This is a genomic window from Pseudomonas sp. PVC-5-1 (genome assembly GCF_057444345.1).
In genome coordinates this window covers 3,678,123-3,692,680 of sequence record NZ_CM172024.1, presented here as the reverse complement: position 1 = coordinate 3,692,680, position 14,558 = coordinate 3,678,123, and the positions used below count along the sequence as shown (strand labels likewise).

The window sequence follows — 14,558 nt, the reverse complement described above, 5'->3', positions numbered from 1 at the left end:
AGGCATTCACAATACCTGTGGGAGCTGGCTTGCCGGCGATGGGTTGCAGAGCAACCCCATTTCCCAGAAAGCACAAACCCCGGTGCGTGGCCGGGGTTTGTGCTGTTACTTCAAGCGAACCTTACAGGGCGGCAATGGCGCTGTTCAGGGTCTGGCTTGGGCGCATCACCTTGGCGGTCAGCTCGGCATCCGGAGCGTAGTAGCCACCGATGTCGGCCGGCTTGCCCTGGACGGCGTTGAGCTCGGCGACGATGGTCTCCTCGTTCTCGGTCAGGGTCTTGGCCAGTGGTGCGAAGCGTGCCTGCAGGGCAGCGTCGTCGTTCTGCGCAGCCAGGGCCTGGGCCCAGTACAGGGTCAGGTAGAAGTGGCTGCCGCGGTTGTCGATACCGCCAACTTTGCGCGAAGGCGACTTGTTGGTGTCGAGGAACTTGCCGGTGGCCTGGTCCAGGGTATTGGCCAGCACTTTGGCGCGCGGGTTGTCGTAGGTGTTGCCCAGGTGCTCCAGGGAAGCGGCCAGGGCCAGGAATTCACCCAGCGAGTCCCAACGCAGGAAGTTCTCTTCCACCAGCTGCTGCACGTGCTTCGGTGCCGAACCGCCGGCGCCGGTTTCGAACAGGCCACCGCCGTTCATCAGTGGCACGATCGACAGCATCTTGGCGCTGGTGCCCAGTTCCATGATCGGGAACAGGTCGGTCAGGTAGTCGCGCAGCACGTTGCCGGTCACCGAGATGGTGTCCTTGCCTTCGCGGATGCGGGCCAGGGAGAACTTGATGGCGTCGACCGGTGCCAGGATGCGGATGTCCAGGCCGGTGGTGTCGTGATCCTTCAGGTACTTCTGCACCTTCTCGATCATCACGCCGTCGTGGGCGCGGGCCGGGTCCAGCCAGAACACTGCAGGGGTGTTGCTCAGGCGGGCACGGTTGACGGCCAGCTTGACCCAGTCCTGGATCGGCGCGTCCTTGACCTGGCACATGCGGAAGATGTCGCCGGCTTCGACGTTCTGCTCGAGAACGACCTGGCCTTTGCTGTCGACCACGCGCACGACGCCGTCAGCCTTGATCTGGAAGGTCTTGTCGTGGGAGCCGTATTCTTCGGCCTTCTGTGCCATCAGGCCGACGTTCGGTACGCTGCCCATGGTGGTCGGGTCGAAAGCGCCGTTGGCCTTGCAGTCTTCGATGGTGGCCTGGTAGATGCCGGCGTAGCAGCGGTCCGGGATGATCGCCTTGGCATCCTGCAGTTCGCCGGCGGCGTTCCACATCTTGCCCGAGTCACGGATCATGGCTGGCATCGAGGCGTCGACGATGACGTCGCTCGGCACGTGCAGGTTGGTGATGCCTTTGTCGGAGTTGACCATGGCCAGGGCCGGACGCTGGGCGTACAGGGCCTGGATGTCGGCTTCGATCTCGGCCTGCTTCTCGGCTGGCAGGTCCTTGATGCGGGCGTACAGGTCGCCGATGCCGTTGTTGGCGTTGAAGCCTACTTCAGCCAGGGCGGCGGCGTGCTTGGCCAGCACGTCGTTGTAGAACTCTTCGACGATGACGCCGAACATGATCGGGTCGGAGACCTTCATCATGGTGGCTTTCAGGTGTACCGACAGCAGCACGCCGGAGGCCTTGGCATCGGCGATCTGCTCGGCGATGAAGGCTTTCAGGGCCTTGCGGCTCATGGTGGCGCAGTCGATGACTTCGGCAGCTTTTACCGCAGTCTTTTCTTTCAGTACGGTGGTGTTGCCGTCTTTGCCGACCAGCTCGATGCGCAGGCTGTCGTCAGCTTCGATCAGGGCGGCTTTCTCGCTGCCGTAGAAGTCGCCCTGGGTCATGTGGGCAACGTGCGACTTGGAGTCGGCAGCCCAGGCGCCCATCTTGTGCGGGTGCTTGCGGGCGTAGTTCTTGACCGACAGCGGCGCGCGGCGGTCGGAGTTGCCTTCGCGCAGGACCGGGTTCACGGCGGAACCTTTGATGCGGTCGTAGCGGGCGCGGGATTCTTTCTCTTCCGCGGTGGCCGGCTCGTCGGCGTAGTCAGGGATGTTGAAGCCCTTGCCTTGCAGTTCCTTGATCGCGGCTTTCAGCTGCGGTACCGAGGCGCTGATGTTCGGCAGCTTGATGATGTTGGCTTCAGGGGTGGTAGCCAGCTGGCCCAGTTCCGCCAGGTGATCGCCTACTTGCTTCTCTGCGCCCAGTTGCTCCGGGAAGGCGGCGAGGATGCGGCCAGCCAGGGAGATGTCGCGGGTTTCGACGGCGATGTCAGCCGAAGCGGTGAAGGCTTCGATGATTGGCAGCAGCGAGTAAGTGGCGAGGGCGGGGGCTTCGTCGGTGAAGGTATAGATGATCTTGGAACGGGTGGGCATGCGGGTTAACTCTCTGTGTGCTGAGCGTGCTCGAGTCTCGTGGTGCGCAGGGTAGGCGCATCGCCCTGGCAGCGCCATGAGCGGAAAGTCGAGAGGCTGCGAGCGGTGATGGTGGATGCATCAGTCGAGCGTCAAGTGCTGAGCTGCGGTAACAACCCAGGCTTTATGGCCAGGCTTTGTGTCCATTCATGGCCAAGGGCGGTCCGCATTTTTCCAAGGGATCGCCCCGATGACCCTTCGGTCGCGGCGGAGTATACCAAACCATTCGGGCTAATCAGCAAGGCCAAGTGATATCGGCCCATTTATAAGACCAAAGACTAAGCGGCAATGTGGCGGGTTGTCGCATGCCTTGCAGGTCGGCAGATGTGGTTTAGGCTCAGTGGATCGCATGATGTCCAATCACACCCGACAGCGGAGTAGTGCAAGCATGGGATACCAGAAAATCAAGGTTCCGACCGACGGCACCAAGATCACCGTCAATGCCGACCATTCGCTCAACGTTCCTGACAATCCGATCATTCCTTATATCGAGGGCGACGGGATTGGCGTCGATGTCTCGCCGGTAATGATCAAGGTGGTCGACGCCGCCGTGCAGAAGGCCTACGGCGGCAAACGCAAGATCGCCTGGATGGAAGTGTACGCCGGCGAGAAAGCCACCCAGGTGTACGACCAGGACACCTGGCTCCCCCAGGAAACCCTCGATGCCGTACGTGATTACGTGGTGTCGATCAAAGGGCCGCTGACCACCCCGGTGGGCGGTGGCATCCGGTCGCTCAACGTGGCCTTGCGCCAGCAGCTGGACTTGTACGTGTGCCTGCGCCCGGTGCTGTGGTTCCAGGGCGTGCCCAGCCCGGTGAAGAAGCCAGGCGATGTGGACATGGTGATCTTCCGTGAGAACTCCGAGGACATCTATGCCGGCATCGAGTGGAAGGCCGGTTCGCCCGAGGCGAACAAGGTGATCAAGTTCCTCAAGGAGGAAATGGGCGTTACCAAGATCCGCTTCGACCAGGACTGCGGCATTGGCGTCAAGCCGGTGTCGCGCGAGGGCACCAAGCGCTTGGTGCGCAAGGCCCTGCAGTACGTGGTGGATAACGACCGCGAGTCGCTGACCCTGGTGCACAAGGGCAACATCATGAAGTTCACCGAGGGTGCCTTCAAGGACTGGGGTTATGAAGTGGCGCGCGACGAGTTCGGGGCCGAGTTGCTCGATGGTGGCCCGTGGATGAAGTTCAAGAACCCCAAGAGTGGGCGCGAGGTCATCGTCAAGGACGCCATCGCCGACGCCATGCTGCAGCAGATCCTGCTGCGCCCGGCCGAGTACGACGTGATCGCCACCCTCAACCTCAACGGTGACTACCTGTCCGATGCCCTGGCGGCGGAAGTGGGTGGTATCGGCATTGCGCCGGGTGCCAACCTGTCCGACACCGTGGCCATGTTCGAGGCCACCCACGGCACCGCGCCCAAGTATGCCGGGCAGGACAAGGTCAACCCGGGTTCGGTGATCCTGTCGGCGGAGATGATGCTGCGGCACATGGGCTGGACCGAGGCGGCAGACCTGATCATCAAGGGTACCAACGGCGCGATTGCCGCCAAGACCGTGACCTATGACTTCGAGCGCCTGATGGACGGCGCCACACTGGTGAGCAGTTCAGGCTTTGGCGATGAAATGATCAAGCATATGTAGGGCAATGGAAAACCGGCCGCTTCCATTAAAGAAGCGGCCGGCTTTGTTCGTATACCGGCAGGCGGCTCAGCAGATCAGGCGTCGGCAGTGCTGCCGGCTGGCCGTGCGCTGGTCGGCGCAGGCGCGGCAGTGGAAGCGCTGCAGATCTTGACTGCGTGCAGGCCTTTGGGGCCTTGGATAATCTCGAAACTCACGGCCTGGCCGGCCTTGAGCGTCTTGTATCCGTCCATCTGGATGGCTGAGTAATGAGCGAACAAGTCTTCATCCTTGCCCTCTTCATTGATGAATCCGTAGCCCTTGGCATTGTTGAACCACTTGACTTTACCGCTTGCCATCCCTATGTCCCTCTGCAAAGGACTCCATCACTGGAGTATCATCCACTCATCCGCATACGAACCATGCGAAAAATCTGGTTGACTGCGCGGATCTTTATCGACCACGGTGGGTTCTTATTGGTTGTAACACCGTTTTGCCGATAGTCAAGGTCGCCCGGCGCCTGCGCTGGCCGTGCCCTTCGCAGTCAACCCACAACCTTAACCTGTCGCTCATGATGAAATTCTTTCCATGCATGCACCTAGTGAGATTCGACTAACATTCAATCAGGATCGCCCGCAATCGAATGAGGACGACGGCTCAGGTCTTGCAGTTCAGGAAGCCAAGCCGATCCTGCAGGCGCCACCTATGTACAAGGTGGTTTTGTTCAACGATGACTACACGCCGATGGATTTCGTCGTCGAAGTGCTCGAGACGTTCTTCAATCTGAACCGCGAGCTGGCGACCAAGATCATGCTGACCGTCCATACCGAAGGGCGGGCAGTGTGCGGATTGTTTACCCGTGACATCGCCGAAACAAAGGCTATGCAGGTCAACCAATACGCCAGGGAAAGCCAGCATCCGCTACTCTGTGAAATCGAGAAGGACGGTTAATCGCCGACCACTTGGGTATGAGGTGAAGCTATGTTAAACCGCGAGCTCGAAGTCACCCTCAATCTTGCCTTCAAGGAGGCTCGTTCGAAGCGTCATGAGTTCATGACCGTCGAACATCTGCTGCTGGCACTCCTTGACAATGAGGCTGCCGCGACCGTTCTGCGCGCCTGTGGCGCCAATCTCGACAAACTCAAGCACGACCTGCAAGAGTTCATCGATTCCACCACACCCCTGATTCCGGTCAACGACGAAGATCGTGAAACCCAGCCGACCCTGGGCTTCCAGCGTGTACTGCAGCGTGCCGTGTTCCACGTGCAAAGCTCCGGCAAGCGTGAAGTCACTGGCGCCAACGTGCTGGTTGCGATCTTCAGCGAACAGGAAAGCCAGGCCGTGTTCCTGCTCAAGCAGCAGAGCGTGGCCCGCATCGACGTGGTCAACTACATCGCCCATGGCATCTCCAAGGTGCCGGGCCATGGTTCGCATTCCGAAAGCGACCAGGAAATGCAGGACGAAGAGGGCGGCGATACCGCCTCTTCGAGCAACCCGCTGGATGCCTATGCCAGCAACCTGAACGAGCTGGCCCGTGCCGGCCGTATCGACCCGCTGGTAGGCCGCGAGCAGGAAGTGGAGCGCGTGGCGCAAATCCTTGCCCGTCGGCGCAAGAACAACCCGCTGCTGGTGGGTGAGGCAGGCGTGGGCAAGACCGCCATCGCCGAAGGCCTGGCCAAGCGCATCGTCGATGGCCAGGTGCCCGACCTGCTGGCGCAGAGCGTGGTGTATTCCCTCGATCTCGGCGCACTGCTGGCTGGTACCAAATACCGTGGCGATTTCGAGAAGCGTTTCAAGGCGCTGCTCGGCGAACTGCGCAAACGCCCGCAGGCGATCCTGTTCATCGATGAAATCCACACCATCATTGGTGCTGGCGCGGCGTCGGGCGGGGTGATGGATGCGTCCAACTTGCTCAAGCCACTGCTGTCGTCGGGTGAAATTCGTTGCATCGGTTCGACCACCTTCCAGGAGTTCCGTGGCATCTTCGAGAAGGACCGTGCCCTGGCACGGCGCTTCCAGAAGGTTGATGTCAGCGAGCCGTCGGTCGAAGACACCGTGGGCATCCTGCGTGGCTTGAAAGGGCGCTTCGAAAGCCACCACAACATCGAGTACAGCGACGAAGCCTTGCGCGCCGCCGCTGAACTGGCCTCGCGCTACATCAATGACCGGCACATGCCGGACAAGGCCATCGACGTGATCGACGAAGCCGGTGCCTACCAGCGCCTGCAGCCGGAGGCCAACCGCGTCAAGCGCATCGACGTGCCGCAGGTCGAAGACATCGTCGCCAAGATTGCGCGCATTCCGCCGAAGCACGTCACCAGTTCCGACAAGGAACTGCTGCGCAACCTCGAGCGTGACCTGAAGTTGACCGTATTTGGTCAGGACCAGGCGATCGATTCGCTGGCCACCGCTATCAAGCTGTCCCGCGCCGGCCTCAAGTCGCCGGACAAGCCTGTCGGTTCGTTCCTGTTCGCCGGCCCGACCGGCGTCGGCAAGACCGAAGCAGCACGGCAGCTGGCCAAGGCGCTGGGGGTTGAGCTGGTGCGCTTCGACATGTCCGAGTACATGGAGCGCCACACCGTGTCGCGCCTGATCGGTGCGCCTCCTGGCTATGTTGGCTTCGATCAGGGTGGTTTGCTGACCGAGGCGATCACCAAGCAACCGCACTGCGTATTGCTGCTCGACGAAATCGAGAAGGCCCACCCGGAAGTCTTCAACCTGCTGCTGCAGGTGATGGACCACGGCACCCTGACCGACAACAACGGGCGCAAGGCCGACTTCCGCAACGTGATCCTGATCATGACCACCAACGCTGGCGCTGAAACCGCCGCGCGGGCCTCGATCGGCTTTACCCATCAGGACCATGCGTCCGATGCCATGGAAGTCATCCGCAAGAGCTTCACGCCGGAGTTCCGCAACCGCCTGGACACCATCATCCAGTTCGGCCGCCTGAGCCACGAGACGATCAAGAGCATCGTCGACAAGTTCCTTATCGAACTGCAGGCGCAGCTGGAAGACAAGCGTGTGTTGCTGGAGGTCAGCGATGATGCGCGCGGTTGGCTGGCGGCCTCGGGTTACGACGTGCAGATGGGTGCGCGGCCGATGGCGCGGTTGATCCAGGACAAGATCAAGCGGCCGCTGGCCGAGGAGATCCTGTTTGGCGAACTGGCCGAGCATGGTGGCGTGGTGCACGTCGACCTGCGCGATGGCGAGCTGGTGTTCGACTTCGAGACCACGGCTGAGGTTGCGTGACAGCGGGGGCCGCCTTGCGGCCCATTCGCAGCACAAGGCTGCTCCTACAGGGAATGCATGCTCCCCTTGTAGGAGCGGCCTTGTGCTGCGAGCGGGCTGCAAAGCAGCCCCCTGCAATCTGACAGGCACAAAAAAGCCCGGCACATGGCCGGGCTTTTTCATGGCTAGAGCTTAGCGCGCACGGTAGGTGATGCGGCCCTTGCTCAGGTCGTAGGGCGTCAGTTCGACGCGGACCTTGTCGCCAGTGAGAATACGGATGTAGTTCTTGCGCATCTTTCCGGAGATGTGCGCGGTTACGACGTGCCCGTTTTCCAACTCCACGCGGAACATGGTGTTGGGCAGGGTGTCGACGACAGTACCTTCCATTTCGAAGCTGTCTTCTTTCGACATGCAGTAGAGCCCTCGGATCCAGTGTTGGCCCGACGCATAACCGCACCGGGCAAAAAAGTGGCGTGGATTATGCCCGAAAACTGTGTGTCAAGCCAATGCCTTTCAGTTGAGGGTGACCCAGCGCTGGTTTATCAGCAATTCGATAGGTCGATACTGTGTCTTGTAGTTCATTTTCTTGCAGTTCTTGATCCAGTAACCCAGGTAAACCGCTTCCAGGTCCTGGCGCAGGGCTTCGGTAATCTGCCAGAGAATGGCAAAGCGGCCCAGGCTCCGGCGCTCTTCGTCCGGCTCGTAGAAGGTGTACACAGCCGACAGGCCGTTGGGCAGCAGGTCGCACACCGCCACCGCCATCAAGCGGCCTTCCAGGCGGAACTCATAGAACCAGCAGAACGGCAGGTCGCGCACCAGGAAGGTGGAGAACTGATCGCGGCTGGGCGGGTACATGTCACCGTCGGCATGGCGCGTTTCGATATAGCGCCGGTACAGCTCGAAGTACTCTTCCTTGAACGCCGGGCGTGCGGCGGTCACGGTCAGGTCGGCGTTGCGCTTGAGGATGCGCCGTTGCTGGCGGTTTGGGATGAAGCGCGCCGCCGGGATGCGTGCCGGCACGCAGGCATTGCAGTTCTGGCAGTGCGGGCGGTACAGGTGGTCGCCACTGCGGCGGAAGCCCATTTCCGACAAATCGGCGTACACGTGCACGTCCATCGGCTGGCTGGGGTCGAGGAACAGCGTGGTTGCCTGTTCGTCGGGCAGGTAGCTGCAGGAGTGGGGTTGAGTGGCATAGAACTTCAACCGCGCCAACTCTGTCATGATCAACCCCCTCGGTGAGACTTTGTTTAAGTGTAAGCCAGCTACGGGAACTCGCCTAGGGAAGCCATGTGGCGCTGTTGGGCTGGTCGAGGTGGCGTGCCAGGTAGTCGGCAAACTCGGCGCGGCTGATGGCGTGGGCTCCCAGGCTGTGCAAATGGTTGGTTGGCATCTGGCAGTCGATGAGGACGAAACCGGCCTGGCGCAGGTGGTTGACCAAAGTCACGAAGCCGACCTTGGAAGCGTTGTCGGCGCGGCTGAACATCGATTCACCGAAGAACAGCTGGCCCATGGCCAAGCCATACAGACCACCGACCAGCTCGCCGTCCTGGCGCACCTCCACCGAATGGGCGATGCCGCGTCGGTGCAGCTCGCAGTAGGCGGCACGCATGGTGTCGGTGATCCAGGTGCCGTCGGCGTAGTCACGTGGCGCGGCGCAGGCGGCGATCACCGCGGGGAAGTCTGTGTCGAAGCTGACCTGGTAACGGCCCTGGCGCATCAGCTTGGCCAGCGAGCGCGACACGTGCAGCTGGTCCGGGAGCAGCACCGTGCGCGGGTCGGGTGACCACCAGAGGATCGGCTGGCCGTCCTGATACCACGGGAAGCAGCCATGGCGGTAGGCCTGCACCAGACGCTCGGGGCTCAGGTCGCCGCCGGCAGCGAGCAGGCCGTTGGGATCATGCAGGGCCTTTTCCAGAGGCGGGAAGGTCAGCGAGTCGCGGGTCAGCCAGGTGAGCATGGTCTATCGTGCGGTGGGGGAGGGGAGAGGGCAGCATGGCGCGGGTGAAAAGCAGGGTCAATCTCTTTGGCTTCTTCGCGGGCGCGCCCGCTCCCACAGGCCATGTGCAGGCTCTGAAGCCTGCGGGGTACCTGTGGGGGCGGGCAAGCCCGCGAAGAGGCCGGCACAGGTGATGAAAATAGGCAATTTCCTACACATTCATGAAACCGCAGGCACCATCCGCTACATTTGCTGTCACACCTGTGCAAAAACACAGCATAAGCCTTTGTCACAAAAGAAAATGCATGCTCAAATTGCAGCTATATGAAAGTCGCCCCCGGCCAAACTCCCATCTGGCGTGCCGCCATGGCGGCTGGCGGGCAGTAATGTTAAAAGTAGTGGTTCATTGGCCGCACCGTCGGCCGATCACTATTGGACGCGCAGCACGCGCAGGAATAGACGCGTTTTGAAGAAATCCACCGCAACTCCAGCTCCCTTGCCCGTCCCTCTGTGGCGGCAGCAGCTGCATTATCGCCTCAAGGAAGGTGCGTTGATCGCTGTCGGCGCCCTGTGCCTGTACCTGTGGATGGCGCTGCTGACCTACGATACGTCGGACCCGGGCTTCAGCCACACCAGCAACGTCGACCAGGTGCAGAACGCCGCCGGGCGTGCCGGTGCCTACTTCGCCGACATCCTGTTCATGGTACTGGGGTACTTCGCCTACATCTTCCCGCTGCTGCTGGCGATAAAGACTTGGCAGATCTTCCGCGAACGCCACCAGCCCTGGGACTGGAGCGGCTGGCTGTTCTCCTGGCGGCTGATCGGCCTGGTGTTTCTGGTGCTGTCTGGTGCGGCGCTGGCCCATATCCATTTCCACCCGCCTGCGAGCATGCCGTTCTCCGCCGGTGGTGCATTGGGCGAGAGCCTCGGCGACCTGGCGCGCAACCTGCTGAACGTGCAGGGCAGCACGCTGATGTTCATTGCCCTGTTCCTGTTCGGCCTGACCGTGTTCACCGACCTGTCGTGGTTCAAGGTGATGGACCTGACCGGCAAGATCACCCTCGACCTGTTCGAGCTGGTGCAGGGCGCCGCCAACCGTTGGTGGGAAGCGCGCAACGAGCGCAAGCGCCTGGAGGCGCAGCTGCGTGAGGATGAACCGGTGGTCAAGGCCGCGCCAATGACCGCCGACAAGCGCGAACCGGCCAAGCCGGCGCTGCGCGAGCGCATTTTCAAGCGTGAAGAAGCACCTGCCCAGCCGGTCGAACCACGTGAGCCAACCCTGTCGCGCGAGCCTGTGGTGCCACGTGAGTCGCCGGCACCTCGTGAGCCGGTAATCTCTCGCGAACCACCTGCCGCGGCCCCGATGATCGTGCCGCCGACACCCGCCAGGGCGCCGGAGCCGAGCAAGCGGGTGATGAAGGAGAGGCAGGCGCCGCTGTTCGTCGACAGCGCGGTGGAAGGCACCTTGCCGTCGATCTCCATCCTCGACCCGGCCGAACAGAAGAAGATCGAGTACTCGCCGGAATCCCTGGCCGGTGTCGGCCAGCTGCTGGAAATCAAACTCAAGGAATTCGGCGTGGAAGTGGCGGTGGACTCGATCCACCCGGGCCCGGTGATTACCCGTTACGAAATCCAGCCGGCCGCCGGTGTGAAGGTCAGCCGTATCGCCAACCTGGCCAAGGACCTGGCGCGTTCGCTGGCAGTGACCAGTGTGCGTGTGGTCGAGGTCATCCCCGGCAAGACCACCGTGGGTATCGAGATCCCCAACGAGAACCGGCAGATGGTGCGTTTCTCCGAAGTGCTGGCCACGCCGCAGTACGACGAGCAGAAATCGCCGGTCACCCTGGCCCTGGGCCACGACATCGGCGGCAAGCCGGTGATCACCGACCTGGCCAAGATGCCGCACTTGCTGGTGGCCGGTACTACCGGTTCCGGTAAGTCGGTGGGTGTGAACGCGATGATCCTGTCGATCCTGTTCAAGTCCAGCCCGGAAGACGCGCGGCTGATCATGATCGACCCGAAAATGCTCGAACTGTCGATCTACGAGGGCATCCCGCACCTGCTGTGCCCGGTGGTCACCGACATGAAGGACGCCGCCAACGCCTTGCGCTGGAGCGTGGCCGAGATGGAGCGGCGCTACAAGCTGATGGCGGCCATGGGCGTGCGTAACCTGGCCGGCTTCAACCGCAAGATCAAGGACGCCCAGGAAGCCGGCGAGATCATCCATGACCCGCTGTACCGCCGCGAGAGCATGGACGACGAGCCGCCTGCGCTGAAAACCCTGCCGACCATCGTGGTGGTGGTCGACGAATTCGCCGACATGATGATGATCGTCGGCAAGAAGGTCGAAGAGCTGATCGCCCGTATCGCCCAGAAGGCGCGGGCCGCCGGTATCCACCTGATCCTCGCCACCCAGCGCCCGTCGGTGGACGTGATTACCGGCCTGATCAAGGCCAACATCCCGACCCGCATGGCGTTCCAGGTGTCGAGCAAGATCGACTCGCGGACCATCATCGACCAGGGTGGTGCCGAGCAGCTGCTGGGCCACGGTGACATGCTGTACATGCCGCCGGGCACCAGCCTGCCGATTCGCGTGCACGGCGCGTTCGTCTCCGACGACGAGGTGCACCGCGTGGTCGAAGCGTGGAAGCTGCGCGGCGCCCCGGACTACAACGACGACATCCTCAACGGCGTCGAGGAGGCCGGCAGCGGCTTCGAAGGCGGCGGTGGTGGTGGCGATGGCGAAGATTCGGAAAGCGACGCCCTGTATGATGAGGCCGTGCAGTTCGTGCTGGAAAGCCGCCGCGCGTCCATCTCGGCCGTGCAGCGCAAACTGAAGATCGGCTACAACCGCGCCGCCCGCATGATCGAAGCCATGGAAATGGCCGGCGTGGTCACCCCCATGAACAGCAACGGCTCGCGGGAAGTGATAGCCCCGGGCGGCCCGCGCGACTGACGAACACCTTGCCGTGCGCCAACGGTGGCGCCCGGCCTTTTCAATGCTCGATGAGGACTCCCATGCGCGCGATTCGCATGCTGTTGGTTTCTGCCCTGGCCGCGGCTTCTGTGTCGGCCACCGTATCGGCTTATGCCGGTGAGCAAGACGTACAACGCCTGACCCAATTGCTGGAAAAGTCGCAGACCATCGAGGCCAACTTCTCCCAGCTGACCCTGGACGCCGGCGGCACCAGCCTGCAGGAAACCTCCGGCAAGATGACCGTCAAGCGCCCTGGCCTGTTCTACTGGCACACCGATGCGCCGCAGGAGCAGGTGGTGGTATCCGACGGCAAGAACGTCACCCTGTGGGACCCGGACCTGGAGCAGGCAACCATCAAGAAACTCGACCAGCGCCTGAACCAGACCCCGGCGCTGCTGCTGTCCGGTGACGTGTCGAAGATCAGCCAGAGCTTCGACATCAGCTCGAAGGAGCAGGGCGAAGTGATGGACTTCACCCTCAAGCCGAAGACCAAGGACACCCTGTTCGACTCGCTGCGCGTGTCGTTCCGCAAGGGCCTGATCAACGACATGCAACTGATCGACAGTGTCGGCCAGCGCACCAACATCCTGTTCAATGGCGTGAAAGCCAACCAGGCTGTGCCGGACAGCAAGTTCAAGTTCGACATCCCCAAAGGCGCGGACGTCATCAAGGAGTAACCAGAGCTCGCCATGGACCTGTTTCGAAGCGAACCCGTCGCCCAGCCCCTGGCTGCTCGTCTGCGCCCGTCCAACCTGGACGAGTACGTCGGCCAGGAGCACCTGCTGGCGCGCGGCAAACCGCTGCGCGAAGCGCTGGAGCAGGGTGCGCTGCACTCGATGATCTTCTGGGGGCCGCCGGGCGTGGGCAAGACCACCCTCGCGCGGCTGCTGGCGCAGTTCTGCGATGCGCACTTCGAAACGGTGTCGGCGGTATTGGCCGGGGTGAAGGAGATTCGCCAGGCGGTCGAGGTGGCCAAGCAGCAGGCTGGCCAGTACGGCCGCCGAACCATCCTGTTCGTCGACGAAGTGCACCGCTTCAACAAGTCGCAGCAGGATGCCTTCCTGCCCTATGTGGAAGACGGCACCCTGCTGTTCATTGGCGCCACCACCGAAAACCCGTCGTTCGAGCTGAACAACGCATTGTTGTCGCGGGCGCGGGTGTATGTGCTCAAGAGCCTGGACGAGGCGGCGCTGCGCAAGCTGGTCAACCGCGCGTTGACTGAAGAGCGCGGCCTGGGCAAGCGCAACCTGCGGGTTGGCGACGACGCCTTCAAGATGCTGATGGCCGCCGCCGACGGCGATGGCCGGCGCATGCTCAACTTCCTGGAAAACGCCTCGGACCTGGCTGAAGACGGCAGCGAGATCGATGTCGAGATGTTGCAGAGCCTGCTCGGCGACAGCCGCCGCCGCTTCGACAAGGGTGGCGAGGCGTTCTACGACCAGATTTCCGCGCTGCACAAGTCAGTGCGTGGCTCCAACCCCGATGGCGCCCTGTACTGGTTCGCGCGCATGCTCGATGGCGGCTGCGATCCGCTGTACATTGCCCGCCGCGTGGTGCGCATGGCCAGCGAAGACATCGGCAACGCCGACCCGCGCGCGCTCAGCCTGTGCCTGGCGGCTTGGGATGTGCAAGAGCGTCTGGGCAGCCCCGAGGGCGAACTGGCGGTAGCCCAGGCCATCACCTACCTTGCCTGTGCGCCGAAGAGCAACGCGGTGTACATGGGCTTCAAGACCGCCCTGCGCGAGGCCGCCGAGCATGGCTCGCTGGAAGTGCCGTTGCACCTGCGCAACGCCCCGACCAAGCTGATGAAGCAACTGGGCTACGGCGACGAGTACCGCTATGCCCACGATGAACCCGACGCCTATGCCGCCGGCGAAGACTACTTCCCCGAGGAACTCGAGCCGCGCCAGTACTACCAGCCGGTGCCCCGTGGCCTGGAACTGAAGATTGGCGAGAAGCTGCGCCACCTGGCCGACCTTGACCGCAACAGCCCCCGCCAGCGGAGAAAGCCGTGATTGCACTGATTGCCGCCGTCAGCGCTGGCGGTATTGCCGGTACCTTGTTGCGCTTTGCCACCACCAACTGGGTGTCTGCCCACTGGCCACGGCACTTCTATCTCGGTACGCTGGCGGTCAACCTGGTTGGCTGCCTGCTGATCGGCCTGCTTTATGGTCTGTTCCTGCACAAGCCGATCGTGCCGGTCGAGCTGCGCGCCGGGCTGATCGTCGGCTTCCTCGGCGGCCTGACGACTTTTTCCTCCTTTTCGCTGGATACCGTACGCCTGCTGGAAAGCGGGCAAGTGCCCCTGGCTTTGGGCTATACCGGTATCAGCGTGGTGGGCGGGCTGCTCGCGACCTGGGCCGGCCTGTCCCTGACCCGATTCTGAACCAACACCTACACATAACGA

The 14,558-nt window shown here is 62.3% G+C and carries 12 protein-coding genes; 7 read left to right on the top strand and 5 right to left on the bottom strand.

Annotated features, from left to right (window positions below; all coding sequences use genetic code 11):
• Window positions 1-121: 121 nt before the first annotated feature.
• A complete protein-coding gene (locus tag AC2T3R_RS17035) occupies window positions 122-2,347 on the bottom strand; it encodes an NADP-dependent isocitrate dehydrogenase (protein WP_013973293.1) in 2,226 nt (741 codons plus the stop codon).
• A gap of 427 nt (window positions 2,348-2,774) precedes the next feature.
• Between AC2T3R_RS17035 and icd the strand changes: the two genes are divergently transcribed.
• On the top strand, window positions 2,775-4,031 hold the full coding sequence (gene icd, locus AC2T3R_RS17030) for an NADP-dependent isocitrate dehydrogenase (RefSeq protein ID WP_013973292.1): 1,257 nt from the start codon (window positions 2,775-2,777) through the stop codon (window positions 4,029-4,031).
• A 74-nt stretch (window positions 4,032-4,105) separates the two neighbouring features.
• Here icd and cspD read toward each other — a convergent pair whose 3' ends face one another.
• Complete coding sequence (gene cspD, locus AC2T3R_RS17025; RefSeq protein ID WP_013973291.1) at window positions 4,106-4,366, bottom strand: cold shock domain-containing protein CspD; 261 nt, start codon at window positions 4,364-4,366, stop codon at window positions 4,106-4,108.
• A 229-nt stretch (window positions 4,367-4,595) separates the two neighbouring features.
• Between cspD and clpS the strand changes: the two genes are divergently transcribed.
• Both clpS and clpA read left to right on the top strand, forming a co-directional pair.
• Window positions 4,596-4,958, top strand: a complete 363-nt coding sequence (gene clpS, locus AC2T3R_RS17020) for an ATP-dependent Clp protease adapter ClpS (RefSeq protein ID WP_013973290.1) — start codon at window positions 4,596-4,598, stop codon at window positions 4,956-4,958.
• A gap of 30 nt (window positions 4,959-4,988) precedes the next feature.
• Window positions 4,989-7,259 (top strand): ATP-dependent Clp protease ATP-binding subunit ClpA, encoded by a 2,271-nt coding sequence (clpA, locus tag AC2T3R_RS17015; protein WP_013973289.1) that lies wholly within the window; start codon window positions 4,989-4,991, stop codon window positions 7,257-7,259.
• Between the two features lie 171 nt (window positions 7,260-7,430).
• Here the strand turns inward: clpA and infA are convergent, their stop codons facing one another.
• The 3 genes from infA to aat all read right to left on the bottom strand — a co-directional run bounded on the left by infA (window position 7,431) and on the right by aat (window position 9,195).
• Window positions 7,431-7,649: a translation initiation factor IF-1 gene (gene infA, locus AC2T3R_RS17010; RefSeq protein ID WP_002553999.1), complete on the bottom strand. Its 219-nt coding sequence runs from the start codon at window positions 7,647-7,649 to the stop codon at window positions 7,431-7,433.
• A 102-nt stretch (window positions 7,650-7,751) separates the two neighbouring features.
• On the bottom strand, window positions 7,752-8,459 hold the full coding sequence (locus tag AC2T3R_RS17005) for an arginyltransferase (protein ID WP_013973288.1): 708 nt from the start codon (window positions 8,457-8,459) through the stop codon (window positions 7,752-7,754).
• A 55-nt stretch (window positions 8,460-8,514) separates the two neighbouring features.
• Window positions 8,515-9,195, bottom strand: a complete 681-nt coding sequence (aat, locus tag AC2T3R_RS17000; protein ID WP_015270969.1) for a leucyl/phenylalanyl-tRNA--protein transferase — start codon at window positions 9,193-9,195, stop codon at window positions 8,515-8,517.
• Window positions 9,196-9,580: 385 nt separating this feature from the next.
• On the opposite strand from aat, the gene AC2T3R_RS16995 reads away from it, so the two are divergent.
• The 4 genes from AC2T3R_RS16995 (at window position 9,581) to crcB (ending at window position 14,537) form a co-directional block, all read left to right on the top strand.
• Complete coding sequence (locus tag AC2T3R_RS16995) at window positions 9,581-12,130, top strand: DNA translocase FtsK (RefSeq protein ID WP_411829477.1); 2,550 nt, start codon at window positions 9,581-9,583, stop codon at window positions 12,128-12,130.
• 62 nt (window positions 12,131-12,192) lie between these two features.
• Window positions 12,193-12,828, top strand: a complete 636-nt coding sequence (gene lolA, locus AC2T3R_RS16990; protein ID WP_015270967.1) for an outer membrane lipoprotein periplasmic chaperone LolA — start codon at window positions 12,193-12,195, stop codon at window positions 12,826-12,828.
• Between the two features lie 12 nt (window positions 12,829-12,840).
• On the top strand, window positions 12,841-14,166 hold the full coding sequence (locus AC2T3R_RS16985; RefSeq protein WP_013973284.1) for a replication-associated recombination protein A: 1,326 nt from the start codon (window positions 12,841-12,843) through the stop codon (window positions 14,164-14,166).
• Window positions 14,163-14,537 carry a fluoride efflux transporter CrcB gene (gene crcB / locus AC2T3R_RS16980; protein WP_015270966.1) on the top strand — a complete coding sequence of 125 codons (375 nt, stop codon included), beginning with the start codon at window positions 14,163-14,165 and terminating at the stop codon, window positions 14,535-14,537. Before AC2T3R_RS16985 ends, crcB begins: the two co-directional genes overlap by 4 nt.
• The last annotated feature ends 21 nt before the right edge of the window (window positions 14,538-14,558 follow it).